This is a genomic window from Pseudovibrio sp. Ad13, from assembly GCF_001623225.1.
In the GTDB taxonomy this organism is placed as follows: domain Bacteria; phylum Pseudomonadota; class Alphaproteobacteria; order Rhizobiales; family Stappiaceae; genus Pseudovibrio.
The window spans coordinates 1-26,714 of record NZ_LMCC01000012.1; the positions used below are offsets into that span (position 1 = coordinate 1).

The 26,714-nt window shown below is 50.9% G+C and carries 27 protein-coding genes; 7 read left to right on the forward strand and 20 right to left on the reverse strand.

Going from position 1 to position 26,714, the window contains the following annotated elements; genetic code table 11:
• On the forward strand, positions 1-382 hold a 382-nt coding region (locus tag PsAD13_RS27810), incomplete at its 5' end, for a hypothetical protein (RefSeq protein ID WP_193777052.1).
• Between the two features lie 16 nt (positions 383-398).
• On the opposite strand, the gene PsAD13_RS13130 is transcribed toward PsAD13_RS27810, so the two are convergent.
• The 3 genes from PsAD13_RS13130 to PsAD13_RS13145 form a co-directional block, all read right to left on the reverse strand.
• A complete protein-coding gene (locus tag PsAD13_RS13130) occupies positions 399-1,271 on the reverse strand; it encodes a hypothetical protein (RefSeq protein WP_063318453.1) in 873 nt (290 codons plus the stop codon).
• 429 nt (positions 1,272-1,700) lie between these two features.
• On the reverse strand, positions 1,701-2,069 hold the full coding sequence (locus PsAD13_RS13135) for a hypothetical protein (RefSeq protein WP_063318454.1): 369 nt from the start codon (positions 2,067-2,069) through the stop codon (positions 1,701-1,703).
• Positions 2,070-2,842: 773 nt separating this feature from the next.
• Positions 2,843-3,913: a site-specific integrase gene (locus PsAD13_RS13145; RefSeq protein ID WP_063318456.1), complete on the reverse strand. Its 1,071-nt coding sequence runs from the start codon at positions 3,911-3,913 to the stop codon at positions 2,843-2,845.
• A gap of 107 nt (positions 3,914-4,020) precedes the next feature.
• Between PsAD13_RS13145 and dusA the strand changes: the two genes are divergently transcribed.
• The gene (dusA, locus tag PsAD13_RS13150) at positions 4,021-5,067 is read left to right on the forward strand and encodes a tRNA dihydrouridine(20/20a) synthase DusA (protein ID WP_063303738.1); all 1,047 of its coding nucleotides are present in this window, start codon (positions 4,021-4,023) and stop codon (positions 5,065-5,067) included.
• A 135-nt stretch (positions 5,068-5,202) separates the two neighbouring features.
• Positions 5,203-6,024 (forward strand): sulfite exporter TauE/SafE family protein, encoded by an 822-nt coding sequence (locus PsAD13_RS13155; protein WP_063303739.1) that lies wholly within the window; start codon positions 5,203-5,205, stop codon positions 6,022-6,024.
• Between the two features lie 78 nt (positions 6,025-6,102).
• Here the strand turns inward: PsAD13_RS13155 and PsAD13_RS13160 are convergent, their stop codons facing one another.
• From PsAD13_RS13160 to PsAD13_RS13170, 4 genes are all read right to left on the reverse strand, one after another.
• Positions 6,103-6,801 carry a TIGR02281 family clan AA aspartic protease gene (locus PsAD13_RS13160; RefSeq protein ID WP_063288306.1) on the reverse strand — a complete coding sequence of 233 codons (699 nt, stop codon included), beginning with the start codon at positions 6,799-6,801 and terminating at the stop codon, positions 6,103-6,105.
• Complete coding sequence (locus tag PsAD13_RS27335) at positions 6,786-7,007, reverse strand: DUF1289 domain-containing protein (protein WP_275078086.1); 222 nt, start codon at positions 7,005-7,007, stop codon at positions 6,786-6,788. Before PsAD13_RS27335 ends, PsAD13_RS13160 begins: the two co-directional genes overlap by 16 nt.
• A 40-nt stretch (positions 7,008-7,047) precedes the next feature.
• Positions 7,048-8,220, reverse strand: a complete 1,173-nt coding sequence (locus PsAD13_RS13165; RefSeq protein ID WP_063318457.1) for an alpha/beta hydrolase — start codon at positions 8,218-8,220, stop codon at positions 7,048-7,050.
• 155 nt (positions 8,221-8,375) lie between these two features.
• Positions 8,376-9,194 carry an adenosylcobinamide-GDP ribazoletransferase gene (locus tag PsAD13_RS13170; protein ID WP_063303741.1) on the reverse strand — a complete coding sequence of 273 codons (819 nt, stop codon included), beginning with the start codon at positions 9,192-9,194 and terminating at the stop codon, positions 8,376-8,378.
• 392 nt (positions 9,195-9,586) lie between these two features.
• Here PsAD13_RS13170 and cobT point away from each other — a divergent pair, with 392 nt between their 5' ends.
• Positions 9,587-10,615 carry a nicotinate-nucleotide--dimethylbenzimidazole phosphoribosyltransferase gene (cobT, locus tag PsAD13_RS13175; RefSeq protein WP_063318458.1) on the forward strand — a complete coding sequence of 343 codons (1,029 nt, stop codon included), beginning with the start codon at positions 9,587-9,589 and terminating at the stop codon, positions 10,613-10,615.
• Positions 10,616-10,780: 165 nt separating this feature from the next.
• Here cobT and PsAD13_RS28105 read toward each other — a convergent pair whose 3' ends face one another.
• The 3 genes from PsAD13_RS28105 to PsAD13_RS13190 all read right to left on the reverse strand — a co-directional run bounded on the left by PsAD13_RS28105 (position 10,781) and on the right by PsAD13_RS13190 (position 13,191).
• Complete coding sequence (locus PsAD13_RS28105; protein ID WP_208986610.1) at positions 10,781-11,137, reverse strand: GFA family protein; 357 nt, start codon at positions 11,135-11,137, stop codon at positions 10,781-10,783.
• Positions 11,138-11,236: 99 nt separating this feature from the next.
• A complete protein-coding gene (locus PsAD13_RS28110; protein WP_208986612.1) occupies positions 11,237-11,593 on the reverse strand; it encodes a GFA family protein in 357 nt (118 codons plus the stop codon).
• Positions 11,594-11,640: 47 nt separating this feature from the next.
• Positions 11,641-13,191 (reverse strand): HAMP domain-containing sensor histidine kinase, encoded by a 1,551-nt coding sequence (locus tag PsAD13_RS13190; RefSeq protein WP_275078087.1) that lies wholly within the window; start codon positions 13,189-13,191, stop codon positions 11,641-11,643.
• 204 nt (positions 13,192-13,395) lie between these two features.
• Here PsAD13_RS13190 and PsAD13_RS13195 point away from each other — a divergent pair, with 204 nt between their 5' ends.
• From PsAD13_RS13195 to PsAD13_RS13205, 3 genes are all read left to right on the forward strand, one after another.
• Positions 13,396-14,040 carry a glutathione S-transferase gene (locus PsAD13_RS13195; RefSeq protein ID WP_082826840.1) on the forward strand — a complete coding sequence of 215 codons (645 nt, stop codon included), beginning with the start codon at positions 13,396-13,398 and terminating at the stop codon, positions 14,038-14,040.
• An 80-nt stretch (positions 14,041-14,120) separates the two neighbouring features.
• The gene (locus tag PsAD13_RS13200; protein ID WP_084404723.1) at positions 14,121-14,654 is read left to right on the forward strand and encodes a uracil-DNA glycosylase family protein; all 534 of its coding nucleotides are present in this window, start codon (positions 14,121-14,123) and stop codon (positions 14,652-14,654) included.
• Positions 14,655-14,888: 234 nt separating this feature from the next.
• The gene (locus PsAD13_RS13205) at positions 14,889-15,380 is read left to right on the forward strand and encodes an Lrp/AsnC family transcriptional regulator (RefSeq protein ID WP_057465982.1); all 492 of its coding nucleotides are present in this window, start codon (positions 14,889-14,891) and stop codon (positions 15,378-15,380) included.
• A 63-nt stretch (positions 15,381-15,443) separates the two neighbouring features.
• On the opposite strand, the gene PsAD13_RS13210 is transcribed toward PsAD13_RS13205, so the two are convergent.
• The 10 genes from PsAD13_RS13210 to PsAD13_RS13255 form a co-directional block, all read right to left on the reverse strand.
• Positions 15,444-16,325 carry an NAD(P)-dependent oxidoreductase gene (locus tag PsAD13_RS13210; protein ID WP_063293176.1) on the reverse strand — a complete coding sequence of 294 codons (882 nt, stop codon included), beginning with the start codon at positions 16,323-16,325 and terminating at the stop codon, positions 15,444-15,446.
• Positions 16,326-16,572: 247 nt separating this feature from the next.
• Positions 16,573-17,490, reverse strand: a complete 918-nt coding sequence (locus tag PsAD13_RS13215; RefSeq protein WP_063288311.1) for an ABC transporter permease — start codon at positions 17,488-17,490, stop codon at positions 16,573-16,575.
• Entirely contained in the window at positions 17,487-18,161 is a 675-nt protein-coding gene (locus PsAD13_RS13220) for an ABC transporter permease (RefSeq protein ID WP_063318515.1), read from the reverse strand. Before PsAD13_RS13220 ends, PsAD13_RS13215 begins: the two co-directional genes overlap by 4 nt.
• Positions 18,162-18,334: 173 nt before the next feature.
• A complete protein-coding gene (locus tag PsAD13_RS13225; protein ID WP_057465986.1) occupies positions 18,335-19,111 on the reverse strand; it encodes a transporter substrate-binding domain-containing protein in 777 nt (258 codons plus the stop codon).
• Positions 19,112-19,366: 255 nt separating this feature from the next.
• Positions 19,367-20,143: a transporter substrate-binding domain-containing protein gene (locus tag PsAD13_RS13230; RefSeq protein WP_063318516.1), complete on the reverse strand. Its 777-nt coding sequence runs from the start codon at positions 20,141-20,143 to the stop codon at positions 19,367-19,369.
• 418 nt (positions 20,144-20,561) lie between these two features.
• Positions 20,562-21,338, reverse strand: coding sequence for a transporter substrate-binding domain-containing protein (locus PsAD13_RS13235; RefSeq protein WP_057465987.1), 777 nt, complete (start codon positions 21,336-21,338; stop codon positions 20,562-20,564).
• 262 nt (positions 21,339-21,600) lie between these two features.
• Positions 21,601-22,839 carry a gephyrin-like molybdotransferase Glp gene (glp, locus tag PsAD13_RS13240; RefSeq protein WP_063318459.1) on the reverse strand — a complete coding sequence of 413 codons (1,239 nt, stop codon included), beginning with the start codon at positions 22,837-22,839 and terminating at the stop codon, positions 21,601-21,603.
• Between the two features lie 105 nt (positions 22,840-22,944).
• Positions 22,945-23,586 (reverse strand): molybdenum cofactor guanylyltransferase MobA, encoded by a 642-nt coding sequence (mobA, locus tag PsAD13_RS13245; RefSeq protein WP_084404717.1) that lies wholly within the window; start codon positions 23,584-23,586, stop codon positions 22,945-22,947.
• 290 nt (positions 23,587-23,876) lie between these two features.
• Entirely contained in the window at positions 23,877-24,335 is a 459-nt protein-coding gene (locus PsAD13_RS13250) for a BLUF domain-containing protein (protein ID WP_084404718.1), read from the reverse strand.
• A gap of 214 nt (positions 24,336-24,549) precedes the next feature.
• Positions 24,550-26,484: a bifunctional 2',3'-cyclic-nucleotide 2'-phosphodiesterase/3'-nucleotidase gene (locus PsAD13_RS13255; protein WP_082597169.1), complete on the reverse strand. Its 1,935-nt coding sequence runs from the start codon at positions 26,482-26,484 to the stop codon at positions 24,550-24,552.
• Between the last annotated feature and the right edge of the window lie 230 nt (positions 26,485-26,714).

A 26,714-nucleotide genomic window follows, 5' to 3' on the forward strand; every position in this document is an offset into this window, starting at 1 on the left:
GGAGGGCGTATACCAGGTGGCCGGCACCGCCGCCGATGATCCCGATGGCTGCCTGACCCACCTGATCAACTTCACCTGTGGCAAAAACCTCTCCGTCCGCATTGCCCTGGCCTTCGCCCTGGCAGATGACGTCGGCGCCCGCCGCATGGAACAACTGGGCATCAAACTACGCCCCCATGCCTACCCCGACGGCGTCGCCATCGCCTACGATCACGACTACCTGTGGGAGGTCTTCCGCCTCACCCAATGGCACGGCAACTGGAAACTAGCCCTGCAAAAACTCCCCGCCGCCTGCCAATCCCAAAACGCCATCATGATCGACGGCAAGCAAAGAAGAGCAGTCATCCTGCCCCTCTCGCTAGTGGAACGTTATGTGGGGTAATGAGAGGCCTCATCACCTATTGGGGTGGTGGTGGGGTATAATGAGCGGTTGCACATGGTTCATCCTTACTGGAGAACGGTAGGCCTGCACCACACGCTGTTAAACCAGGGGGGTTATTATAAGAAAAAAGCTCTACAATATCATAATTCCCCATCCGCGCATCGGCATCGCTGAACTCTTGTAGTATCAGGTCAGCAAAGCCTTCAAAGCTGAATTGCTTTCGATCAAGCGCTGCTTTACTCAAATATTCAGTGCAGGTATTCTTGGTTGCACCCTCCTTTTTTGCGAGCCACTTTGCCTCAATGTTATCACGTAAGAGATCTATTCGGTCGACGACAGCATCTGTTCGCCAATAAGCCGTTTGTCCGAAAGTCCAATCCTTAGGGAATTGACTTCCATTGCCAAGAATACCGGTTTTCGTACTGAATGCTTTGATACTGGTTTTTGGAAACGCTAGTGTCAAATATGAGGCTGGGTTGTCAGAATCCAGGTCACCACTTAGGCAAGAGCCCAACCTAATGCTATCGGGCACGTTTCCATCAAATGCATCCATCATCATAAGTGCAAATTTCACAGAAGTTAGGCCGAAGATATTGGAACAGTTGCCATGACCTAATACAAAAAGATCTTTCACCATTTTGAAATCAGGTGCGTTCTTTGTGACCGGAAATATGCCCCCTACATTAGAAAGAACATAGATTGAGTTATAATCTTGACCGTAATCAGGGTTTGTAAGCCAGGAAAGAACAGTCGGCGTGAGAGGAATTTTATCATTACAAAGGTCTTGATAAACGAGTACTGCACGGTTAGCTGAAGCGGTTTGTGCGCCCACAATTGCAGCAATCGCAGTTGCAGCGAGTACTACTTTGGCAGATCGGGTTAATGACATATTTTTCTCCTTGTTTGTCCTGATATGGACGAAACAGGGAAAGTGCACGTGAGTTAGCTCACCTGATGTTGCCTAACAGAGCATTAAGTGGCACTCGCAGAATGGCATGACGTTAAACCAGAGATTTGCTTCATGAGCGGTTGCTGTCATAGGCCTCTTCGGCTGCCAGAACAGCTCCTTCTTTACTGTTGCGCTGCCCGTCTTCAATGAGCTCTTGGTTTCTGTTCTTTATTTGTTCTCATTGTGAATGTGAGATAACGAAGTGTCAAACCTAGCTTTCGGTGGTGCTGTACTGTGAGGGGCTTTCTGAGGCCTGCCTCCTTAGTTGGACGCAGCATTTAGGGGTAAACCAACGCCTGTTTCTAGCACTTTGACTTGTTTCGGCCCAAAGCCGCCCACACTCCATGCGGGGCGGTTGCTCTTGGGTCGTTATGGCTGGGCTTTAATGTGCTTAATCGTACCTTGCGGAAGGTTTCGTGTCGCTTGACGCATTTGTGTCGGATTAACTTGTATCGTGTCGTTTCCATCATAAATAATACAAGCTTCCATTAGTAGGGTGACGTTAATAGTCATTGGACCGCAATATACTGGCACACCTTTCATCGTTCTATCTTGGACGAATACACTTCCAGTACTAAAAGTATACTCCGTGAGAGGTGCACCCTTAACTCGGGCGGTATTTTGGAAAACTATTTTATCATAACCATTGGCGGGCCGAGTTATCAATTCCCCCTTAGGCATCCCGCAACCTGTGATCGCTACCGATATTAAAGCAGTCGATAAAATCTTCAGTTTCATAAATATTCTCCGTCTCTCAAAATGAGGTAATTATTTTTGCCTATATATTTAAAGTTGTAAATTCAACCTAACACGCCTTGGGCGGGCTTTTGAATTGCAGTTCCAGATAGGTGAGAGCAGGATAACCATATTTTGTAACTTCCACTTTGCCTGAAACGGCCTCGCTTTCTCACTCAAGTAGATTAGCTTGATCCAGGTTTATTTCCTTCAGTATCTACATTGCTATCATTGTGAGTAGAGATACGAGGAGTTTGCTTATTTAAAATGTTGTCGCGAAGGGCACGTAAAACTCTAATATAAAGAATGGGTACGGCACCTAGTCCTACCCAGAAATAGTAATCTTTTATGCCGTTTGTGCTCATGTGTGCAGTTAGATTAAGTAACAGTGGCAGAGCCAGAATGAGAACAACTAACATAGTCATTGCAGCTTTGGAGTGGAATACTCTCTTGAGAAGTGTGCTGTTTTCTTTGGTGGTCTCAAGTATATAATTTAGTGTAAGTTCGAAGGCGTACATGAATACAGCGAATGATGTAAATAGTATAGCAATTGAAATTGCATTCATTACAGCAGGGTGAAGGTTAGTGTACGTATGAACGAGATTATATATATACGAGTATGCGTACTTAGACTTGTTCAGTAAAAATAAAAATAATATTATTTTAAGTGTAGTATTGATGGCCATTCTTCGGTTGCCTAGGTTGTCAACTTACGTCTGGGTGGCGTGACATGAGTGAATGCTATGTATCATCGCTAATTTGTAGGAGGTTGAATGTCAAAGCATATTCAACCAATCCCAATCCTCATATTTATCTGCCTTGCTTTGAATGTGAGCGTAACGCTTCAGAGAAGTCCAACTCCTGTGGCCAGAAACAGCTGCGACATGAGGGATCGTTAGGTCGCTCTCAAACAAGATCGAAATGCCTTCATGCCTGAGATCGTGAAAGTGCAGATCCTCAATGCCAAGCACCTTGCAGGCTCTCGTGAAAGTCGTTGAGATGGTTCTCGGATTGTATGGAAAAATCTTCTCGTCAACTTCATCTTGATTTTCAAGGAAAGAGATTGCCCGGTCTGGCAGATCAACCAGAACATCATTTCCGATCTTCTCGCCGGGGTGCTTCATGTCTCTCACCCAGATGCGTTTGTGATCTTTGTCGAAGTCAGCCCACGTCAATCGACAAATCTCATCAAGACGGCGCGTAGAAAAAAGAGCAAACGGGATAATCTGCTGCATAGGAGTGCTGCCTGGGTATTTTGTCTGGCTCAGGCAAAAGTGCTTTAGCAGCTTGTCCAACTCCTCCAGTGACGGTCGGCGCTCCCGCTGCTTGGATTTTGACGTGATGCCAAGGCGCTTGCACACGATGTGAGCGTCTTCCATGACTTGCTTGTCGAGAGGGAAGCCCCATGCAGCACGTGCAATGGAAAACACCGCTGAAAGATGGGAGAGATAATTGCCGACTGTTTGCGGCTGGACGTTTTGAGAAAGCTGTTTTGCAAACTCAACGATGTGCTCGGACCGGATCTCAGTGCAGTCCAGGTCTGCGATCGCATGTTGCTCTCGAATAGTCTCCAGAACCTGAGACTTTGTGCGGCCAATGTTTTTGTTGTGATCTTCGATGTATCGCTTTATTACCTCCCCTAAAGTCTTCGAGGGTTTTTGGGCTTGTTCTAGCCCACCTGGAAGCGATAATTCGGTCTCTCGTTTGTTGAGCCATGCTTGGGCTGCCCTCTTGCGGGAGAAGACCTTGCTTTCTCGATGGACAATTTTGCCTTTTCGCTTGATGAGTATCTGCGCGCAATGTGAGATACTGCCATCTTTGCGTGGTTTTGAGACTATAGTGCCCATCGGTACGAACCGCCCTTTTCGAGTACGAATTATTCGTACCAGAAGGGACGCGATAGTCAATAACGGACAGAAACGGTACGAATTCGATAGAGTTCTAGGAATGCTAAATGATTGAAAAAACAAAAAAACTCTATGATATCAATCAGTCTGTCTTCGCGGTCGCGCCGATGCTTGACTGGACGGATAGGCATTGTCGTGCATTTCATCGTGTCCTTTCCAAGAACTCGCTGCTCTATACTGAGATGGTCACTACTGGCGCTTTGATCCATGGCGACAGGGACCGTCATCTTCGGTTTTCTAAAGATGAGCAACCAGTTGCCTGCCAGTTGGGGGGCTCTGATCCCAAAGCGCTTGCCGAGTGCGCCAAGATGGTGGAAGATTGGGGCTACGATGAGGTCAACCTCAACGTGGGTTGCCCGTCTGACCGGGTACAGTCCGGCAAGTTTGGTGCCTGCCTCATGCTGGAACCTGAATTGGTAGCGGAAGGCATTGCTGCCATGAAGGATGTTGTGTCTATTCCCGTCACCACCAAATGCCGCATTGGGGTGGATGCTCAGGAGCCGGAGGAAGCGCTGAATGCGCTGGCAGATAAAGTCATCGCAGCTGGCACGGACGCACTGTGGGTGCATGCCCGCAAGGCCTGGCTGAAAGGCCTGAGCCCGAAGGAAAACCGCGATGTGCCGCCGCTGGATTATGACCTTGTCTATCGCCTGAAGCAGCGCTTGCCGGACGTGTTTATCGGCGTCAACGGCGGTGTAGCCACATTGGAAGAGACCTCAGCGCATTTGGAAATGCTGGACGGCGTCATGATGGGCCGCGCAGCCTATCAAAACCCGATGTTGCTGGCTGAAGTGGACCGCGTGGTCTACGGAAAAGAAACTGCTGCAATCTCTCCTGTTGAGGCGATGGACCTTTACCGCAGTTATATTGAGGATGAACTGAGCGCTGGCACAAAGCTGGCGTCAATCACCCGCCATATTTTAGGAACATACCAAGGCGTTCCTGGTGCTCGTCATTTCCGCCGTATCATGACGGTGGATGCAAACAAGACAGGCGCTGGCATTGAGGTGCTGGAAGATGCATTGGCCGCCGTATTACACCATCAAAGTGTAATGCGCGAAGCACGCGAGCAAAAAGAGGCCGCATTGATTTAAAGCGCACTCCCGAAAAGTGGCTACCGGTTTTCGGACAAGAGTGCGCTTGAGGGATGCGTATTCCCGAAGAATGGACGCTAGTTTTCGGACAAGGGTACGTGTAGAAAAATTTGTTTGGAATTGAGGAGGGGCAGCATGGACATGATTACAGCGTCTATGCTGGGTTTCGGAGCGGCATTGGTTGCCTCCGGCGCACTAGCAGGTTTTCTGGCAGGATTGTTTGGTATCGGAGGCGGCGCGATCCTTGTGCCGGTTCTCGTGACCATTTTAACGGAAGTGGGCGTTGATCCTGACGTCGTGGTCCACATCTCGGTGGCATCCTCTCTGGGAGTGATCGTCCCAACGTCTCTACGGTCCTTCTTCGCGCATAAAAAGAAGGGCGCTGTGGATCTGTCCTTGCTGAAAAGCTGGATTATTCCGGTGCCTATTGGCGTGCTGCTGGCATCTTATGTTGCTGCGCTCGTTTCAGGGGATACGCTCAAGGGCATCTTTGCTGTGATCGCGTTCGTGGTCGCCATGCGCATGCTGTTCAACCGTGAAAGCTGGAAGCTGGGCAACGATATTCCGGGCAATCCGGTGCGTGCGCTCATTGGTGTGCTGATCGGCTTCTTCTCAACGCTCATGGGCATCGGCGGCGGCGTTATGAACAACACCTTCATGACCTTGTTTGGCCGTCCGATCCATCAGGCTGTTGCAACATCCTCCGGTGTTGGAGTGCTGATTTCCATTCCGGCGGTCTTTGGCATGGTCGCCGCAGGTTGGGGGGCTCCCAATCTTCCACCGTTCTCTGTTGGCTACATCAACCTGCTGGCCGTGGCGCTGATCATTCCAATCACAATCTACGTGGCCCCACTGGGCGCGCACTTCGCGCACAATCTGCCAAAGCGCAAGCTGGAAGTCGCGTTCGGTGTCTTCCTGCTCATCGCTTGCGCCCGGTTTACTATCAGCCTGCTGTAAGCCAGCCTCTCGTAGAAACATGAAAAGCCGCTGACAGCAATGTCGGCGGCTTTCTTTTATCTGACATCAGATGATTGTTTAGCGAGCCTTCAGGATCAGCTGATTGCCTTCCACGCGCCAGCTGGCAAATGTGTTCAGGGCGCTCATGCCCAACAAGCTGGTGGAGAGCATCTCCTCTTGCGCCACAAAGGCAGGCACATCGTTTAGGTCCCAGTCTCCAATCTGCATGTCCTGCAAGCGCACACGGGCCACAAAACCCATGCCGTTGGCAGTCGAAACCGGTGTTGTGAAGGACAGGTTCTGCGTATCGATGCCAACCCGGCGGGCATCGCCATAAGACAGGGTGATATGGGAGGCACCTGTATCCACCAGCATATCGACAGAGGTGCCATCCACCTGCGCATCAATGAAAAACTGATGGTTGATGCCGCGAGAAATCACCAGTTCGCCGCTTGCTGTTTGCGAGATGGAGCCGGGGAACAGCTCGGACATCACACGGTCACGAACGGTCATCAGCTCATAGCGGTACGAGTAGCCGATAATCAGCAGCAGAGCCAAACCACCCCAGAAGACGACTGCGCCAAAAACTTCGCGGAATTTTGGACGGCGGATGAGCACGCCCATCCCAATCACAATTCCCATGGCGAGCAGGGCAACGAGGCGCGGCCCGTCCTCCTGAAATTTGTCGCCCAAAAACTCAGGTGTTCCAAGGTAACCAGTCGCAACGCCAATCACCATTGCGCCAATAAGGATGACAAGGCCTATCGTCCAGCGCATTGTACATCCTCCTGTGTTACCGTGAGAAATCTGGCTTTCCGGGCAGGGAGCTTTGCCAGCACATCATGTTGAGCTTGTGCGGAGAGGGACCCCCATCCGGCGATCTCACTCAAAAGGCGCCAACAGCTCACGCACATCCTCCGGTCTTCATCCAGCTTACACAGTTTTAAACAAGGGCTGGCAGGTGGTTCTAAAGTGACTGACAAAATAAAGTCCTACAAAATCGCTGGGGCTCCAACGCGCGTCTTAAGGGCGCGTTGAAACTGATCCGGGTGTGCTCACCACAATCTTGGCTGTGTGGCCAAGGAACTCGGTAAAGCTGCGTCCGGCATTGCCAAGGCGCCCGCCAATACCTTGTTTGTTTCTGTTCTGCTTGCCCTGTTCAAGCGCTTTGACGAGTTGAGGGCCAAACTGAGCAAGCTGCGCATACTTGTCATGGTTGATCGAATCTTGTGACTCAACCTCTGTCAGATCAATAACAACAATGCCAAGTTTGGTCAGCCTTTCATCGTCTTCCACATCACCAACACGCGCTTTACCACCCGCAAGCCTGCGAGAGAAGCGCAGTGCCCGGTCATCACGCGAGACCAGAACGAAAACAGGGTTTGCTCTGTACCCAAGAGAGGTAATCATTGTTTCGAAAACATCAATATCGATGTCAGGAGATGCCATGACAACGGTGACTTTTTTATTCTTCAAAAGCCCTTTACCCTGAAGCTCCATTTGCCTCAAGGTCTCCAGAAGCAGCAGGTTTCCAAGAGAATGAGCCACAATGGTGATACGCTGCGCATTGGAATTGGTCAGATCAATGAGGACTTTCTCCAGTCCATCTCGCGCAATGGCAACACTGTTAGTATCATAAATATAGTCTGTGAGATAACCCGCTGAGGCCCAGGTGAACAAAATGGGCAAGCGGTTTGCTTTTGCATCAGCTGCCATTTGCGCCAGTCTGAAAACACCTTCAGAAAAGCGGGTGTTGTACCCATGAATAAACAGCACTGCCTCACGCTCTTTCCCGGAGCGCGTTGCAAGCTCGCGGTTTATCTCTTTTTGAAAGGCGGCATTGCCATCAATGTAAGAGGCTTGGCGCACCACAAAATCAGTGTTCGGGTCGCCCGGAGAGGAAGACGGCCATGCAATCCGGCCCGGTTTATGGGTTGGCGGAATGGAGATGGTCGCCGACCCAAAGTCCACGCCTTCAGAGCGTCCTGAAGAGTAAAGTTGGTGAGGAACGTCAGAGCGTGCGCGTGTGGTGGCGATGAGCATGCTGACTTCTCTGGTTCCCGGCGCTTCCTCTAAAGAAACACGCAAGGCATCTGGTCCGGGCCGGGAGGCACAACCAGCAAGGACGGCAGCGGCCAGTGCAACAGTGGCAGCGCGTTTTAATGCAGACAGTGCGCAAGCAAAAGAAAGCTTCATGATTTCTCCGAGCCCGTAAGGTTCAATCAGTAAGTCAAACGTGTTCTAGGCAATCAATGCGCGTAGAATAAAGCTAAAATGCTAGCAAAAGATTGCACAATGATGGTTTCTTAAAAGCGCTGCTCCGGTTTTCAGGCAAGCACACGCAGCAGGCTCTAAACAGCAAGGACGCCCAGCAGGAAGCCCAGTGAACCAACTTGTTGCGCAGCCCCCAAAACATCACCAGTGATGCCCTTGATTTTTGCCAGAGACAGTTTTGCCAAGGCACCGACCACCACAAAGCTGAATGCTGCCCCAAACGCCACCTGCCAGAAGCTGAGGTAGAACAAGCTTATGATCAGCAGTGGCAAGGCAAAGCCCGCGGCCCAGGAGACAGCACTGTTTTGGGGGATGCCAAAGCGGGTGGATAGTCCGCCATGATAAGCAGGCGGCATCGTGTTCCAGATCCAGATCATGCCAACCCGGCCAGTCGTTTCCGCTGCCAGATAGCCAAGCGCCGCGCCCATGCCGCCAAATCTCTCCAGCAACATGGAAAGCAGCAGCCAGCGCAGGCTCAGGGAAAGCACAAGTGCCACTGTGCCAAAAGCCCCAATACGGCTGTCTTTCATGATCTCAAGCCGCCGCTCAGCCGTATGACCTCCAAAGAACCCGTCAACCACATCAGAAAGGCCGTCTTCATGCAGGCAGCCCTGCACAGCCGCCGCCACAGCAACCGCAAGCAGCGCAATAATGGCAGGCGACAGAGCACTTTGGGAGAGTATGAGCAACACCAGCATGCTTGGCAGTGAAATGACAATACCCGCTAGCGGAATGCTGCGTGCGCGCATACGAAAATCCGGTGCTGTGCTCAAATCATCCCAGCTCCCAAGTTTCGGCAGAGGAATGCGGGAGAAGAAGCGCACCAGTTCCGCCACCTCGGCCAAAATGGAGGAAGGTGTGGGAAGAGAATCTTCTGAATGTTTGTCGTCGGACATGATGGTTCTCACAGAAATGAAACAGGCATCAAGAGCTTCTGAATTCAGTTAAAGCGCGTTCCATTTGATTATTTCAATCAAATGATAAGAATTCGCTCAAACACAAAGATTTCAGAGCATGGCGCATGAATGCGCAAGCTCTAAATCAACAATTTGTAGTTTGCAAAGCCGTGGAAACCACAAATAGTTGATAAGTCTCATTTGTATTCTGCCTCCAGTGGCTTATAGATCTGCGCAAACAACAAGGCGCAAAAATTCATTTTGCGGGTCAACTAATGTGCATCTCCGAAAAGTGGAAACCGGTTTTCGGATCAAAGGTGCGCGGAAACAAAAGCTAAAGCAGTTCAACTGATCCAACCTGAATGAGAACTGCTTTAAGTTCGGAGAAGCGTATGTCTCTTGCAACGTCTGCACTGCCATTCGATGATATCAGAAACCTGGTGGGTGCAATGCCCGGTCCAAGCCTTGAAGCGATTGAGGCGGTGAAGAAACGCGATGCGCAGTTGACGAAGCCTCAAGGCTCTTTGGGCCGTCTGGAAGAGCTGGTGGAATGGCTGGCAGCCTGGCAGGGCATGCCAATGCCAAAAGTCACCCGCCCACTGGTTGCTGTGTTTGCCGCAAACCATGGCGTTGCTGACAAAGGCGTTTCTGCTTTCCCGAAAGAAGTGACCGCGCAGATGGTCTCCAACTTTGCTGCAGGCGGCGCAGCCGTAAACCAGCTTTGCATTGCGTATGACCTTGGCCTCAAAGTGTTCGAACTGGCACTCGAAATGCCAACCCCGGACATCTCCGAGGAAGACGCTTTTGAAGAATCTGAGTGCGCAGCGACCATGGCCTTCGGCATGGAAGCGATCTCCGGCGGGACTGATCTGCTCTGCCTTGGCGAAATGGGCATCGCAAACACCACTGTAGCAGCTGCCATCTTCTACGCGCTGTTCGGCGGCACTGCAGAAGAGTGGGTTGGCCCGGGCACTGGTGTTCAGGGTGATGCGCTTAAAAACAAGATTGCTGTTGTTGAGCAAGCTGTGCAGCGGATCGGCGGACCGGGCAAAGTTGAGCCCCTGGAAGTTCTGCGCCGGATCGGTGGCCGCGAAATCGCAGCAATGGCGGGTGTTATTCTTGCAGCGCGCATGCAGCAGGTTCCTGTCGTTGTTGATGGCTTCGTCACCTCCGCCGCCGCTGCCATCCTTTATAAGATGGATAAAACCGCATTAGAGCACTGTGTGTTCTCTCATGCCTCCGCTGAGCCTGCACACCGCCGCGCCCTGACCGAGATGGGCGGCAAGCCTCTTCTGGATCTGGGCATGCGTTTGGGTGAAGGTTCCGGTGCAGCCATCGCAGCTGGCATCATCAAAGCAGCAGCAGCAACGCATACAGGCATGGCGACCTTCGCTGATGCAGGCGTTGCAGCTCAGGACTAATTTGAGAATAACCCCTCCGCCGAGGAGGGGAATAAATTGAAGAAAGGCCGCCTCACTCAGACGAGTTGAGGCGGCCTTTTTCAATTTCAGCAAATAACGCAGGAAAAACGCTTTCCTTTCAAACCAACGCACATAGCAACGCAAACGTTGGTTTGATGAGCTGCGCTAATCGACAAAGCGCCAGGTATCAGCACCATCAAAGTGGCGCACACGGATGTCTTTCACATCCTCAGCAGGCACCAGCCGTGTGTTCACCGCCATTTTATCCCCGTCAGGATCAACCGGCGCCCAGTGCGTGGTGTTCCCGCACGTTTTGCAGGTATGGAACTCAAGGCCCTTGTCGCCCCACACATACGCGAAGGTCGCGTCAGGTTCTTTTTCAATCGTCACATTCTTGGGCGAGCCATGCGCCCAGATGGTGCCGTAGCGACGACAGGCAGAGCAATTACACTCCGTCAGCCACTCTGGTTTTTCACGAAATTCAAACTTAACTGCACCGCAATGGCATGAGCCACGTAACATGTGTTTCTCCCCGTAAATGAATAGGTAAATGAATAGAAGCGTCGATCCTTAAACCCAAAGCAAAGCAGGGTGCAGGATCACGATGAAAAGGGAATGGGTTTAATCCAGAAACTGCCCCGTATCAGCACTGTCAAAATGTCGGATAGGGATGTCTTTCACATCCTCAGCAGGCACCAGCCGTGTGTTGACTGCCATACGGTCATAATCCTCGTCCAGATCGGACCAGTGAGTGGTGTTTCCGCAGGTTTTACAGGTATGGAACGCGATCATCTTATCACCCCAAATATAGGTGAATGTCGCATCAGGAGCTTTTTCAATGCTCACATTCCTGGGTGATCCGTGCGCCCAAACAGTGCCGTAACGACGACAGGCAGAGCAATTGCACTCTGTCAGCCATTCTGGATTTTCACGAAATTCAAATTGAACTGCACCGCAATGGCATGAACCACGAAGCATACATCCCCCCAATATGCGCACCTAGAACAAATTAGGAACGTATACCCTTAGCCTGCACGAAGCAAGGGCTCTCTATCCTTGCGTGTACTCGGGTCTGGAGTGGGGATCGGGTCGATATGGCTCAGCACGCGCTTGGCTGGCAGCGAGATTGTCGCCTGCGTTCCTTCACGCAATTTGGAGGCCAGCTTGAACTCGCCCTCATGCATATGCGCCAGCGCTTGCACAATGGAAAGGCCAAGGCCGGTGCCTTGCTCCGCATCCTGAATGGCCTGCGTGCCCTGACCAAAAGCCTGCAGCACCACAGGGATCTCTTCCTCAGGAATACCAGTACCTGTATCGCTTACACTGATGTACTGACCGCCTGAATTGTCGATGCCCACATGAATTGAGATTTCTCCCTCAGGAGGCGTAAACTTCACGGCATTGGTCAAAAGGTTCAGCACCATTTGGCGCAGGGCTTTTTCATCGGCCCAGACTTTGCTCAGACCACTCTCGTAGATCTCATGAATCTCGATGTTCTTCGCCGCTGCCCGCATATGCATCATGTGCTTGCAGGCCGCTGCCACGTCACGCAGACAGACTGGTTCCTCCTGCAACTCATAGCGGCCTGCCTCAATGCGCGACAGGTCCAGAATCTCATTGATCAGATTGAGCAGATGCTCACCAGACTGATTGATATCCTTGGAGTAATCCAGATAGGTTTTATTATGCATCTGGCCAAGAACTTCGTCCTTCATCACCTCAGAGAACCCGAGAATCGCATTCAGAGGTGTGCGTAATTCGTGACTCATTGTCGCAAGAAAACGTGTTTTAGCCAGGTTCGCTTCCTCAGCACGCCGCCGCGCTTCCTGAGAAATTGCATTCACCTGTTCCATCTCGGAGATCAGATGGTCCTTCTCTGCACGGTATTCCAGCAAGGTCAAAGCAGAGTTATGCAACTGTTTGCTGAGGATATAAAAGAACAGCTGCGCCCCAATCGCCATCATCCCCATCGCATAATGAGGCATGCTGTCATACTGCCAGAAACTGAAGATCAGTGCGCCCGTAATCGGGGCCGTGGCAGCCAGCAAAGCGCCGGGGAGAGGGGACGACAACATGGTCGCCATGGCAATGACAATCAGCATGGTCGCAAACTGGAAAACGCCAAACCCGTAATCCGTGTTGAACTGCAGGTTTCCGATGAAAAAGATAGCCCAAACAATGCCATAGAGCATATCACCAGCAAAAAGTTCTCTGCGAATTGAGCGCAGATCACCTTCCTGAGCTAAGCTTTTTTCCATCCGTTTTGTAGAAAGAAGAATAAGGGAGTGAGCGATCAGCATGGCGGCTAGCCAGCCTCCGGCCACTTCCACAGGAAGCCATACACTTGAGATGGTCGCAGCCACAATGGCGATCATCGGCATGGCGTAGGCCACGGACAATCTGTTCTTCACGAACATCAAAATAAGATCAGCTTCAAAACTGGGTCTCACGCCCTCAACGGTGCCAAGACGTTCGCGAGCATCCGTTACGGTACGTGCAACCTCGCGCCGGCGATTTGCTCGGGCACGATTAATAGTTGTTTTGTCCTTACTATTCTGCGACGATCCGTTGTTCATGTATTCTCGGCCTCTGTGTGCCAATAGATTGACGGGATACTTGCTCTTTTGACCAGAATGAACATGATCTCTTAAGATTGCTCTGATTCATAAGGTTAATGTTGAGTTTACAGGGTCTAAAAAATGCTAGGTTTTTGCCCCATTTTGGGACAGATTCTCTTTTAGATTGTAGGGGCAACAGCTCGTGGTTGTTGGGAGGCACCGTTGAAACTTTATAGCCATAGGCAAGCACCTAACCCTTTTCGCGTCACTCTGTTCCTTGCTGAGAAGGGCGTTAAGGTTAACACTGCCTACGTAGATTTCATGCATGGCGAATTGAAGGCAGATGAGTTTAAAGCGATCAATCCGTTTCAGCGATTGCCCGTGCTCGTGCTGGAGGATGGAACAGCGATATCCGAAAGCTGTGCCATCTGTCGCTACATAGAAGAAATGAACCCACTCAAGCCTTTGCTGGGCCAGACGGCCAAGGAAAGAGCGCTGATTGAGATGTGGAACCGGCGCGCTGATCTGAGGCTGTTAAGTCAGATTTCTCAGGTATTCCGCCACACCAATCCGGCCATGGCTCCGCTGGAGCAGCCGCAGATCAAGGAATGGGGAGAGGCGAACAGACCTAAAGTTCTGGAGACACTGGCCATTTTTGATAGGCAACTGGCAGACAATCAGTTTGTTGCCGGTGACCGGTATTCAATCGCTGACATCACATTGTTCGCAGCAATCAACTTTGCTCGCGTAATTAAGCTGCAAGTCCCTGAGGAACTTGGTAATCTACGCAGATGGTATGCAAAGATGACAGAGCGCCCGGGTGTGCAGGCAGCCCTTCAGGTGATGAAAGAGACCTCCAGCGCTTAAGAGAGCGCATTGCCGCGTGCAGGGTTTGTGTAGAGCAGCCCATCCGCCAGCCATTGCCACACGAGCCAAGGCCCGTTGTTGTGCTGTCCTCAACAGCACGTATCGCCATATGCGGTCAGGCACCGGGAACGCGCGTCCACGCCTCTGGTAAACCGTTTACAGACCCGTCAGGAGATCGTCTGCGCGACTGGATGGGCATAGGTGAAGAGGTTTTCTACGACCCCGCCAAACTTGCAATTATCCCCATGGGCCTGTGTTTTCCGGGATTGGACACAAAAGGGGGCGACAAGCCGCCGAGGCCGGAATGCAAGAAGACTTGGCATCAAGAAATATTCAGCAATATGCCACAGATTGAAACACTGCTGGCAATAGGTGGCTACGCACAGGCCTACCACATGCCCGAGCTGACCAAAAAACGCCTCTGGGAAACAATTGCTGATTTTCGATCAATCTGGGACAGGACAGTCGAGCGCCACGCCCAGGGCCTCGGCCCTTGCGTTCTCCCGCTCCCTCATCCGTCCTGGCGCAACAATGCCCACATAAAAAAGCATCCCTGGTTCGAAAATGAGCTGCTTCCGCTCCTGAAAGAAGAAGTAAGCCGTCTTTTGAGCTGATTTGAGAGATTCTTTTTTTATGTGCCTATAAATATGAGAACGGTTTTCTTTGGCTCCCGCTAAAATCCATCTTGATGAAAATAAATTTCATGAATTTAATTATACGTAGAACGAAAACCTATATTCCTGCATAAATCTTGCTGTTTGAAGCTGGAATAACATTTCACATGACCTTATGCTTCCTGCAATGATTTTGCGCCAAACAATAATTCCGGTGGGAGATAGGGGTATAATATGATCGATAGGATCGACCGTCGCATTCTGTCCATTCTACAAGAAGACAGCACCATTCCCGTAGCTGAGATCGGTCGCCGCGTCGGCTTATCAACCACCCCATGCTGGCGCCGTATCCAGAAGATGGAAGAAGACGGCGTCATCACCCGCCGCGTTGCAGTGCTTGACCCAAAGAAGGTCAACGCCAAAGTCACCGCTTTCGTCGCCATCACCACCAACGAACACACCGACGACTGGCTCCGCAAATTTGCAGATGTCATCCGAGAGTTCCCGGAAGTGGTGGAATTCTACCGCATGGCCGGACAGGTAGACTACCTGCTGCGCGTTGCCGTGCCAGACATTGATGCCTACGACGATTTCTATAAGCGGCTGATTGCAAAGGTAAATATCGCAGACGTGTCCACGTCCTTTGCGATGGAGCAGATCAAGTACACAACTGAACTGCCACTGTCTTACATCATCGCCGAAAAGCCAAAAGCGAACATGTCATAGGACTTGTTCGGCAAAGCTGAGAATTAAAAAGCCCCGGTCATCTGATCGGGGCTTTGTGTTTTCTTACTTCTTGTCGGCGTTGTTCAGCCGGGCAATCAGGCTGGAGGTATCCCAGCGATTACCGCCCATGCCTTGAACCTCTGAGTAGAACTGATCGACCAGTGCTGTCACCGGCAGGCGTGCGCCAACCTCGTCAGCTGCCTCAAGACAGATCTTCAGGTCCTTGCGCATCCAGTCCACCGCAAAGCCATGCTCAAACTCTCCCTCACGCATAGTCTCCCAGCGGTTCTCCATTTGCCAGGACTGAGCAGCCCCGCCGCGCACTGCTGAAATAGCTTTCTCAACATCAAGGCCGGACTTCTGCGCAAAATGAATTGCCTCAGACAGACCCTGCACCAGACCAGCAATGCAAATCTGATTGACCATCTTGGTCTGCTGACCAGCGCCAACGGGACCCATCAAACCGGCAAACTTTGCAAAGCAATCGATGAACGGTTTTGCGCGATTGAAGATGTCTTCCTCACCGCCAATCATAACGGTCAGAACGCCATTCTCAGCACCTGCCTGCCCACCTGAGACGGGCGCGTCAAGGAAGGAAAATCCCCCCGCACGCGCTGCCTCATCCAGCTCGCGAGCCACCTGAGCCGAAGCTGTGGTGTGGTCCACGAAGATAGCGCCAGCTTTCATGCCGTGAAAGGCGCCGTTCTCGCCAGTCGTGACAGAGCGCAAATCGTTGTCGTTGCCAACACAAGCAAAAACAACGTCACAACCCTCAACGGCCTCCTGAGGGGTCAGAGCGAAGGAGCCATCGTATTCTTTGGCCCATGCCTCTGCTTTGGCTGTTGTCCGGTTGTAAACGGTAACGTCATGCCCACCACGTGAGGCCAGAAAACCCGCCATTGGGTATCCCATAACACCCAAACCAATAAACGCGACCTTTGCCATCGGACTATCCTTATAATCTTGAATCAGAGCGCAGCAACACTACCAGTTTCACCAGCAGATACCACGTAAATTCACGAGCGCGCGTTCCGTTTTATTGTATTCAACCAAACAACAGGAATTCGCTCCACCAAAGATGCGGGAGCGCGATGCGTGAGCGTTACTGAACGCAACGAGCCTTAGGTGTACCAATGAAAAAAGCGCAGGCTTTTGGACCCGCGCTTTCAAGTATTTATCTCTGCCTATTGGCTTATCTTTTTAGGTGGCGCGTCAAACGAGCCTCAATGCGATCCCATGCCCGGCGCAATGTCTCCACCATCACCAGATAAGCAATCGCAGCCCAAACATACGCCTGGAAATCATAGGTCCGTGAGAACGCACGACGCGTTTCACCCATCAGATCGTAGATGGTGATGATCGCTACAATCGCAGAGCCTTTGATCATCAAAATGATCTCGTTACCATAAGGGCGCAGAGAGACGATCAGAGCCTGCGGTAGAATAATTTTCCAGAAAGTCACCCACTTCGGAAGACCAAGCGCAGACGCAGCTTCCCACTGTCCTCTGGCAATGTTCTCAATGGAACCTCGCAGGATTTCCACCTGATAGGCAGCGGTGTTCAGCGTGAACGCCAGAACAGCACAGTTCCATGCATCCCGGAAGAACCACCACAGATCAACGGATTCCAGTGGCTCACGGAACGTACCCGCGCCATAATAAATCAGGAACACCTGCGCCAGCAACGGCGTACCGCGGAAGAAATAGACATAGCCATACGCAATGCCACCCAGAACACGGTTCTTGCTCATCCGCATGAAGGTCATCGGTATGGAAAGCAGAACGCCCAGCAACATGGAAACGCCAACAAGCTTCAGTGTGATGATGAAGCCTGAAACAAATTTCTCACCATACTTGGTCAGGAACTTCGCATTGTGGGTGAGAGAAACAGGCAGCAGACCTTCGCCGCCAAACACCAATGCAACGCTGTTTGAATTCAGCAGGAACCATACAATGCCCAGTCCGCTGACGATCCAAAGTGTCAGCCAGGTGGTGCCAACAATACGCGTTGGCGTCCACGGACGGGATGTCGGAGACGGAGGAGGGGCTTTCGCCTGAATGGCCTGAGATTGAACGTAGCTTCCCGGAGCGCCGATAGATGCATCACTCATCTGGAGATCTCCCCGCGTTTAGCCCATGCATCAAGGCGGGAAATGCCACCGGAAGAGATCACAGCCAGAACGAGATAAATCACGCAAGCAACCGAAAAGAACAGGAACGGTTCTTTGGTGGTCCGCGCTGCCATATTGGAATAGCGAATAATGTCCGCCAGACCGATAATGGAGACCAGAGATGTCTCTTTCAGCAAGATGAGCCACAGATTGCTCAGCGCGGGCAAGGACAGGCGGACGAGCTGCGGCAGGATAACCAGACGCATGGTCTGCACGTATCCCAGACCGAGCGCATTCGCGCCTTCATACTGGCCTTTGTTAATTGCGCGGAAGGCAGAAAGGAAAGCTTCGGAAGCGTAGGAAGAAAACACAAGCGACAGGGCAATCATACCTGCCAGAAATGCGTTCACTTCAAAATAGAATTCCCCAAACAGTGCAAGCACTTGTTGAATGAGGATCTGACCACCGTAATAGACAAGGAAAAGGGTTAGAAGCTCGGGAAGTCCCCGAAAAATTGTCGTGTAAATGTTGGCTGCTGCGCGGAGAGAAGGCTCTTCGGACTTCTTCGCAAGCGCCAGCAGAAACCCCAAAAGCAAGCCAATGGGAAGGCTTGCCAACGCAAGGGAGACGGTCATAACAACGCCAAGTGCTATCTCGTCGCCCCAGCCCATGTCCCCAAAGGACAAGAGTGTGAAAATTTCACTATTTACTATGCCAAGACCGATCTCGGCAGCCCAGTTGGGCAAGAATGCAAAAAATTCATTCATTACGGGGATTGCCCCTATTCTTTTTAGAACGGCGGGAAACAAGTCCCGCCGTCAGAGTGTATTGCAGCTTGACGCCATCACTCTCCGTAGGCGTCAAAGTCGAAATATTTGTCGTTGATCTCTTTGTACTTTCCATTCTCGCGTAAAGCAATAACCGCTTTGGAGAATAGGTCTGCCAAGTCTTGGTCGTTCTTACGAACGCCTACACCAACGCCTTCACCATGTATCTCTGGAATAGGTGACATGGTACCGAGCAGTTTACAGCAATTGCCTTCCTCTGACTTCAACCAGTCAGAAAGAACAACTACGTCATCAACTGCAGCGTCAAGTCTACCACTTTCCAAATCGAGTTTATATTCATCAGCAGTAGGGTACAGAGACACTTCTGATTTAGTCAAAATGTCTTCAGCAAACACTGCGTGTGTCGCGCCAACCTGCGCGCCGACAAGAGCACCAGACATTCCTTCAATGGAGGCCTCAGTGATCTTGCTATCGTTTGGTACTGCCACTCCCGGAGGGGTCTGGTAGTACTTTTCAGAGAACTGAATGCGCTGCTTCCGTTCTGGTGTGATGGACATAGATGCCATGATCGTGTCGTACTTGCCTGCAACGAGGCCAGGGATCAATCCGTCCCAGTCAACCGGCATCCATTCACATTCAACCTTCAGTTCGGCGCAAAGCGCGTTGCCCAGTTCAATCTCAAAGCCAACCAGCTTGCCATCGGCAGTGGTGTAGGCAAATGGAGGGTATGAGGCTTCAGTACCAATTCGGACTTTGGTCCATTCTTTTGCCTGAACCTGAGTTGAAGCAAGAAGTGCGAGTGTTGCAACAGTGGCAAAGCGCATAAAGCCCATTTGTATTCCCCTTTGTAAATTCTTGGCAGGGGTCATCAAGATGGCTCCCTGCACAGCCGGGGCGCATATTTAAATGGAAGAAATAAGATTTCAACCTATTTGAGTAGGGGTGTCAGCAGAAAATAGCCAATTCATTCCATCTTGAGAGGAGTAAGTTTCCATTCTGATCAGTTTTGGGCATGGTTGTTCCACAAAACGGTGATGCATCACAGAAACTTTCCCCAGCTTCGAATCTTTCTTGGCTCGTTTCAGCTGTTACTCGCCAAACGCATCCTGAGAGAAATACTTGTCATTGATCGTCTTATAGGTGCCGTTTTCACGAATTGCGAGAATAGCCTGAGAGAAGCGATCTGCCAGCTCTTCCTGACCTTTACGAACGCCAACACCGATGCCCTGACCGTGTAACTCAGGCTGGATTGGCAAAGAGCCGATGATTTTACAGCAAGAACCTGCTTCAGAATCCACCCAGCTCTGCAAAACACCCAAATCATCAATCACGGCATCCAGACGACCGTTTTCGATATCCAACTTGTACTCTTCAGAGGTCGGATACAGCGACACATCAGCGTCGGAGTAAATCTCTTCCGCCACAACAGAGTGCGTGGTGCCGCCCTGTGCCCCAACCAAAAGGCCTTCTAGAGCTTCAGGAGTGATATCGGAAACGGGAGAATCCTTAGGCACTGCAATGGTTGATGGCGTGTTGTAATAGCTGCGAGAGAACGAAATGCGCTCTAGCCGCTCTTCCGTGATGGACATGCTGGCGATGATCGCATCGTATTTGCCAGCAACCAGACCTGGGATCATGCCATCCCACTCCTGAGTGCCCCACTCACACTCAACCTTCATCTCAGCGCAAAGTGCATTGCCAATCTCAACATCAAAGCCAGTCAGAACACCATTTGATCCTGTGAAGTTGAATGGAGGGTAAGCACCTTCTGTCGCAATACGCAGTTTGGTGATCTCATCTGCCTGAAGGGCTGAAACTGCTGTGAAGCTCATAAGTGTGGCAAGCGCCATACGGGCAAAAGACATCCGTGTATCCTTGTTCTTTTTGGCAGAGTGGCCATTTTGGTTGTGCTCTGCATTTGTTGCCAAGGACACTATAAAAAATGCGCAGGACTTCAACTGAAATAACGGAGATATCGGAAGAAAAATGCGCCATGTGCCGTTATTGTGAAGTGATATCCGTTAATTCGACGAGTTGTGTGGAGGAAATATTTCTCCCGCTTTCTGAGCTAAGTGAGAAAACTATGTCCCTTCACACTCAGAAGAGCGGATTTGAACCTTCCCGGAATCAATTACAATTCGCCATTTTGAGCGACTAAATGAGCCATTCTGCCAAACTGGTGACTTTGACTAGTCAAATTGGCAAAATAAAACCCTCGGGGGCAAAGCACCCGAGGGTCTCAAAAACCGTCAGCTGATAAATCAGTTGAGTGCCAAGTTACTCTTATTCGCCATAAACGTCGAACTTGAAGTACTTGTCGTTGATTTCTTTGTATTTGCCGTTTGCACGCAGAGCAGCGATGCCCTTGGTGAACAGAGCTGCAAGGTCTTCGTCGCCTTTACGAACGCCGATGCCCGCGCCTTTACCGTGGATCTCTTCAACGGACTGCATGGTGCCAAGGATCTTACAGCAAGAACCCTTGTCAGAGCTGATCCACTGTTCCAGAGCCATCACGTCGTCAACCACAGCGTCAACACGGCCATTTTCCAGATCCAGCTTGTACTCTTCAGAAGTTGGGTAAAGCGCAACGTCGGAGCCGTTCAGGATCTCTTCAGCGAACTGAGAGTGCGTGGTGCTACCCTGTGCGCCAAGACGAACGCCTTTGAGGCCTTCTGGAGAGGCTTCGCTCAGCTCGGAATCTTTGCGTACTGCGATGCCTGGAGGAGTGTTGTAGTACTTCTCAGAGAAGGAGATCTTTTCCATACGCTCTGGAGTGATGGACATGGAAGCAAGGATGGTGTCGTACTTGCCAGCAACCAGACCAGGGATGATACCGTCCCAGTCTTGAGTAACCCATGTACATTCAAGCTTCAGTTCATCACAAAGAGCATTGCCAATCTCAATGTCGAAGCCAGTCAGTGTTCCGTCAGCGGTGGTATAGTTGAATGGAGGATAGGCGCCTTCGGTGCCCATGCGAACCTTTGTCCATTCTTTTGCTTCCGCGCCAGAAACTGCTGCCAACGCAATTGCTGCTACTGCTGCCAAACGCATAATACGCATATTATGTCCCCGAATTAATTATCTTGGCAGGGTTTCTTTAGGTAGGCCCCTGCATAACCGGAGCTTATGTTTCACTAAAAGTATCCGTAGATCAACCTATATACTGGGCATATTAGGCTAATTAATAGCAAAATGACGATGCTTCGCGGTAATATCTTGCAATATTTCGCAGCTTTGAGGGCAAACTTGTTAGAATTGCAACCAGTGATCTAGGCGTGGAAAAATGGCTCGCACGCGATTCTGAAAATGCGAGCCTGCAGAGTTACCTAAGGCCAATTTCATCAAAGCTGATGAACGGAACAAGATCACCCTTGCGAACAGAAGTCATATCCTCTGTCAACTCAATGAAACCATCGCCGAAAGTGAGAGAAGATAACAAGGCTGATCCGTCACTGTGATACTTGGTCAGTTTAAGAGTGCCATCTTCAACCACCCGGCGCCCGCGCAAAAACTCACGGCGTCCGGCTTTGCGGCCAGAAATCTCAAAATCTGCAGCGATGTATTGGCGCGGCGCTTCAATGAAGTCAGCCCCGGCAAGCGCTTCAATCAACGGGCGCGCAAGGAATGCGAAGGCGACAGTGGCTGCCACAGGATTGCCCGGAAGGCCGATAAAGACGCAATCAGGCAGTTCGCCCACCATGAACGGGCGTCCCGGCTTAACAGCCAAGTGCCAGAAGGTGGTCTTGCCAAGCTTGGAGAGCGTTGCAGAGACAAAATCCTTATCACCACCTCCAGCACCGCCAGAGGTCAGGATCACATCACATTCTTTAGAGGCTGATTCTAACGCAGTTTCCACAACATCATGTTGATCTGCCAGAATGCCGAGATCCACCAGCTCTACCGGCAAATTGGCAAGCATACCGCGCAGCAGGAAGTGGTTCGTGTCGAAAATTTGCCCGTCCTGCCGCGTTGCTCCCGGACGGATGAGTTCATTGCCCGTGGAAAATACACCAATCTTCAGCCGGCGGTATGTTTGGAGTTGGCCAATACCGATAGAGGCAGCCGCGGCAATCTCCTGCGGGCGCAGCACAGTACCTGCTTTCACTATAGGTGCGCCTTTAGTCTGGTCTTCACCTTTGCGACGGATATTACAGCCAGTCGAATAGCTCCGAGAAAGCTGAACCAAACGTATTCCATCGCTTTCACTCTCAGAGCAATCTTCTTGAGGAACAACAAAATCGGCTCCTTCAGGAACCGGTGCTCCCGTAAAAATCCGAGCAGCTTCTCCCGGTTTCAGCGCGGCTTCCGGCATGGAGCCAGTAAAGATTTCCATGACCACCGGAAAGGATGTCTGCTCGGACCCACTTTGAGCGATCGCGTAACCATCCATTGCAGAGTTATCAAGCGGAGGAAGGTCGCAGGTTGCAATGATGTCGTTGGCAAGAACACGGCCATACGCCTCGTAAAGCGATGTTTCTTCTGCAGTGACTTTGCAGTGACCTAAACCTCGCAAATGAGAAAGGGCTTCGTCAAAGCTCAGACTGGGCGTTTTCGTGTTCATGTCTATTCCGGAAACTTGAGTGGGCGTGTTTCTTTATTTACCAGAGTCACGCCTTAGGATTTGGCAAAAATCAAAGATCTCACAGGCATCTGATCGTTTTGACGACTATTGCACCTGTAATTGAGCAAGATGCTCAAGTGCGACAGGAACATCTTCTGGCGTGTTGATGTTAAAGAAGGGATCAACAGCTTTCTGAAGTTTGAATTCCACGATGACTGGCGGATGGTTTTCAAAAAAGCCTTTGATGCTACGACCACCCTTCAAAAGGTACTCTTTCAAAGGGTCTGCTAAGGCCACAGGCCACAAGCCAAATGCAAAGTGGTCGCGCCCACCGCTGGAGCAAATAATTGGGGCGCCAGCATTCGCTTTTCTGTTGGCAGCAAGCGTCTCCACCAGGTCCGTTGGAAAAAACGGCGTATCAACTGCCACAGTCACAACATCGGATGCGTCAGGAGCGTTTTGTCTTACCCAGCTCAATGAACTGTGAACACCAGCCAATGGCCCTAGATGACCTTCAAGCTCATCTGAAAGCATCGGCAGTCCCAAACTTTCGTGAAGGTCACTTGGCTCATTCACGCTTAAAACACTCTGTGCGACTTGCCCATGCAAGCGGGAAGCAACATGTTCCAGCAAAGCCGTGCCATTCAGGTCAAGTAATGCTTTATCAGAGCCGCCCATGCGTTGGGACTTCCCACCGCAGAGGATACAACCGATCACTTTGTTTCGCTTCTCTGTTTCAACAGACATACCTGATTTCCCACTTAGGCCTAGAGCGCGTTCCGTTTGATTGGATTCAATTAAACGAGAAGAATTCGCTCCACCAAAGATGTTAGAGCACGCCGCGTGAATGTTAATGAACGTGACGTGTTCTAACACACAAATCATCAGCGCTACTTGTGAAGCAGGATAGGGCAGGGTGCAAAGTGGCATCCAGTCGCAAACCACAAGAAAACGCTCCTAAAGGCAGTGGGAGGAGAGGTGCCTTTAAGAGCGTCTGGGAGCGGTGGTCATGCCACCTTGGGGAACAAGTATTGGGACTACATGAGTGCAAGGCGGCTGGTCAGCTGACTTTCGCTCATGTTCATTGAGAGCAGAAGCAGCAACTCCATCACTTCCTCGCTACAGGTGCGGTCAGGATGGGCAAGGAGATTGCCGAAAAACTTGGGATACTGACTATCTGCTTCCTCACGAAGATCGCAGAAATGCATCCAACAGTTATGAAAGAGCCTGAAATCCTGCTCTTCATTGGAGAGTACGGTCAGATCAGAATGCCGCTTATCTTCAAGCACACACTCAAACGTTCGCTTCACTAAGGGCCAAGGGCCTTCCAAAAGCTGAAAAACATGATTGTCTGTCAGGATCAAAGCGCCGGTAACACCTGCCATCGAATTGACGCGCCGAATACGGGTCAACGACCGCTCGACTTCCTCATCGAGGCTATAGCGAAGCGCAGGCCAATGAATGCGGCTGCGATAACATAATTGCGTAACACTCATTGTCAGATCCTCCGGTTCATGAAAGCCTGACAGTAAATTCTTCTAAAAATGTAAAATACAGCGTTTAAAACACTGATACTTCTCGCTTTTTGCGAAAAAAGAAAAGGCGGAGCTCATGGCCCCACCTTCCCAAAATCATGTAAGTCATTCAGACTTAGAGCGTATCGCCGCGAAGTGGTTCCGATTTTCAGATAACGCTACGCCCCAGTCAAAATCAAAGCGTAATGCGGTACATGGCAAAACCGTCTTTGCCTTCACCGGCAGCCTCAATCTGAACGCCCTTCACACCTTTCATGTGCTTTTCAGCAGCAGGTCCGGTCTCAAACAGAACAGTCGTGTCAGCTACAGGTGTGAACTTCCAGTTCGCATCAGCAGACGGGTTGATCGTTCCCTGGTCTACAATGTAGCGAACAATCACATCGCGGTTTGTGTCCGGACCAACAAAGATGATCACATCATCGTTGATACCAGGGAAATTACCGCCACCGCCAGCGCGATAGTTATTGGTTGCAACAACAAACTTCTGATCCATATCGATTGGCTTGCCTTCGAATTGAAGGTTCACGATACGGTTAGAATCTGGATGCGCAACATTGCCTTTACCGTCATACTTAGAAGGCTGTGTCAGGTCGATTTCGTAGGTAACACCGTCAATCACATCAAAGTTGTAAGAACGGAACTCAGCGTCCAGCAACACCTGGTCTTTCTTACCTGCTTCAATCTGGTTGAACATACCAGCAGAACGCTCAAGCCATTCCTTCACGTCTTTACCGGTGATCAGCACTGCACGTGTTGTGTTCGGGTAAAGGTAAAGGTCAGCAACGTTCTTAATTGCGATATCACCAGCAGCAACGTCAGTATAGTAATCCGCACCACCGCGACCACCTGCTTTGAACGGAGCAGCAGCAGAAAGTACTGGCAGGCCAGCCCACTCGGTGTCCTTAAGCATTTCCTTGGTGTACCAGGTTTGTGCCTTGGAAACGATCTGAACAGACGGATCATCAGCCACCAGTGCAAAGTAGGAATGCAGCGGAGCAGAGGATTTGCCCACAGCGCGGCGCACATAAGAAAGTGTCTTTTGGTGATCATCCTCAACCGCTGCCAGCACTTCTTCATCACTGGTAACAAGAGGAATACGCTTACGACCTTCTTTCTTATAGATAGACGGTACGTCTGTGGTGAAGTTTGCAATGCGCCAGCCGTTGTTGCCGTCGCGCTCAATCATCAGATCGATGACACCAAGGTGAGAACCCCAGAAACCACCCATAGCAGCTGGTTTGCCTTGCAGCGTGCCTTTGACAGCATCAACGCCAGAAATGCCTTCATAGCTAGGACCCGGGAAGACATCGTGCTGGTGACCCGTAAACAGAGCATCAATGCCTTCAACACCAGCGATGTGTAGTGCAGTGTTTGCAGCGCCGTCTTCATGTTCGCCACCAGCGATACCACCATGGCACAACGCGATGATGAGGTCGCAGCCTTGTTCCTTCATTTCTGGAACCCATGCACGCGCAGCATCCACCATGTCACGAGTGTTCGCTTTGCCAACCAGGTGACGGGAGTCCCAGTTCATGATCATTGGAGGAACGAAGCCAACAAAGCCCACTTTAATCGTGTGCTCGATGCCAGCACCGTCTTTGATCTTCTTCTCAACAATGGTGTACGGCTTCAGGAACAGATCATCCTTACGGCCATTGGAAGCAAGGGTGGTACCTTTGGATACGTTGGAGGAAACAACTGGGAAGTTTGCTCCGGAAAGAACCTTCATCATGAAGTCCAGACCGTAGTTGAACTCATGGTTACCCAATGTACCAGCGTCGTAACCCAGCACGTTCATGCCTTTGATGACCGGGTGCACATCACCTTCGCGCATGCCGCGCTCGTAAGCAATGTAATCCCCCATTGGGTTGCCCTGCAGAAAGTCTCCATTGTCAACCAGCATGGTGTTGGTTGCTTCAGAGCGCAGCTTTTTGATGATAGTTGCTGTGCGAGCAAGGCCAGCTGTGTCCATTGGGCGATCAGCATAATAATCATATGGAGCAACGTGGACGTGGAGATCGGTTGTTTCCATCAAACGCAAGTGCGCGGTGTTCTCTTTTGCAAGAACAGAATATGGATGCACCATTGCAATGGCACCGGTAGCGGCCATGCCTCCCAGCACGCTACGACGATTCATCAAAATAGGATTAGACACGATTGCCTCCTAGCCCGTGGAAAATGCAGAACATAATTGTCAGCATGAATTTTGCCCGCCCCTCCAGCTTCTGGTCGCAGCAGCAAGAGGGTTCTTAAACCCCTAAATACCATGCATTCCCCTCAGTTTGTGGGCCTAATGTATCAGGAGCATGAAACAGGTTCTCCAATGCGTAAGGCAGATCC

What these genes read in the sequence shown, in the direction of transcription:
- PsAD13_RS13130 (WP_063318453.1), bottom strand. Translation starts at nt 1,271, where the DNA reads ATGTCATTAACCCGATCTGCCAAAGTAGTACTCGCTGCAACTGCGATT.
- PsAD13_RS13135 (WP_063318454.1), bottom strand. Translation starts at nt 2,069, where the DNA reads ATGAAACTGAAGATTTTATCGACTGCTTTAATATCGGTAGCGATCACA.
- PsAD13_RS13145 (WP_063318456.1), bottom strand. Translation starts at nt 3,913, where the DNA reads ATGGGCACTATAGTCTCAAAACCACGCAAAGATGGCAGTATCTCACAT.
- dusA (WP_063303738.1), top strand. Translation starts at nt 4,021, where the DNA reads ATGATTGAAAAAACAAAAAAACTCTATGATATCAATCAGTCTGTCTTC.
- PsAD13_RS13155 (WP_063303739.1), top strand. Translation starts at nt 5,203, where the DNA reads ATGGACATGATTACAGCGTCTATGCTGGGTTTCGGAGCGGCATTGGTT.
- PsAD13_RS13160 (WP_063288306.1), bottom strand. Translation starts at nt 6,801, where the DNA reads ATGCGCTGGACGATAGGCCTTGTCATCCTTATTGGCGCAATGGTGATT.
- PsAD13_RS13165 (WP_063318457.1), bottom strand. Translation starts at nt 8,220, where the DNA reads ATGAAGCTTTCTTTTGCTTGCGCACTGTCTGCATTAAAACGCGCTGCC.
- PsAD13_RS13170 (WP_063303741.1), bottom strand. Translation starts at nt 9,194, where the DNA reads ATGTCCGACGACAAACATTCAGAAGATTCTCTTCCCACACCTTCCTCC.
- cobT (WP_063318458.1), top strand. Translation starts at nt 9,587, where the DNA reads ATGTCTCTTGCAACGTCTGCACTGCCATTCGATGATATCAGAAACCTG.
- PsAD13_RS28105 (WP_208986610.1), bottom strand. Translation starts at nt 11,137, where the DNA reads ATGTTACGTGGCTCATGCCATTGCGGTGCAGTTAAGTTTGAATTTCGT.
- PsAD13_RS28110 (WP_208986612.1), bottom strand. Translation starts at nt 11,593, where the DNA reads ATGCTTCGTGGTTCATGCCATTGCGGTGCAGTTCAATTTGAATTTCGT.
- PsAD13_RS13190 (WP_275078087.1), bottom strand. Translation starts at nt 13,191, where the DNA reads ATGAACAACGGATCGTCGCAGAATAGTAAGGACAAAACAACTATTAAT.
- PsAD13_RS13205 (WP_057465982.1), top strand. Translation starts at nt 14,889, where the DNA reads ATGATCGATAGGATCGACCGTCGCATTCTGTCCATTCTACAAGAAGAC.
- PsAD13_RS13210 (WP_063293176.1), bottom strand. Translation starts at nt 16,325, where the DNA reads ATGGCAAAGGTCGCGTTTATTGGTTTGGGTGTTATGGGATACCCAATG.
- PsAD13_RS13215 (WP_063288311.1), bottom strand. Translation starts at nt 17,490, where the DNA reads ATGAGTGATGCATCTATCGGCGCTCCGGGAAGCTACGTTCAATCTCAG.
- PsAD13_RS13220 (WP_063318515.1), bottom strand. Translation starts at nt 18,161, where the DNA reads ATGGGCTGGGGCGACGAGATAGCACTTGGCGTTGTTATGACCGTCTCC.
- PsAD13_RS13225 (WP_057465986.1), bottom strand. Translation starts at nt 19,111, where the DNA reads ATGGGCTTTATGCGCTTTGCCACTGTTGCAACACTCGCACTTCTTGCT.
- PsAD13_RS13230 (WP_063318516.1), bottom strand. Translation starts at nt 20,143, where the DNA reads ATGTCTTTTGCCCGTATGGCGCTTGCCACACTTATGAGCTTCACAGCA.
- PsAD13_RS13235 (WP_057465987.1), bottom strand. Translation starts at nt 21,338, where the DNA reads ATGCGTATTATGCGTTTGGCAGCAGTAGCAGCAATTGCGTTGGCAGCA.
- glp (WP_063318459.1), bottom strand. Translation starts at nt 22,839, where the DNA reads ATGAACACGAAAACGCCCAGTCTGAGCTTTGACGAAGCCCTTTCTCAT.
- mobA (WP_084404717.1), bottom strand. Translation starts at nt 23,586, where the DNA reads ATGTCTGTTGAAACAGAGAAGCGAAACAAAGTGATCGGTTGTATCCTC.
- PsAD13_RS13250 (WP_084404718.1), bottom strand. Translation starts at nt 24,335, where the DNA reads ATGAGTGTTACGCAATTATGTTATCGCAGCCGCATTCATTGGCCTGCG.
- PsAD13_RS13255 (WP_082597169.1), bottom strand. Translation starts at nt 26,484, where the DNA reads ATGGCCGCTACCGGTGCCATTGCAATGGTGCATCCATATTCTGTTCTT.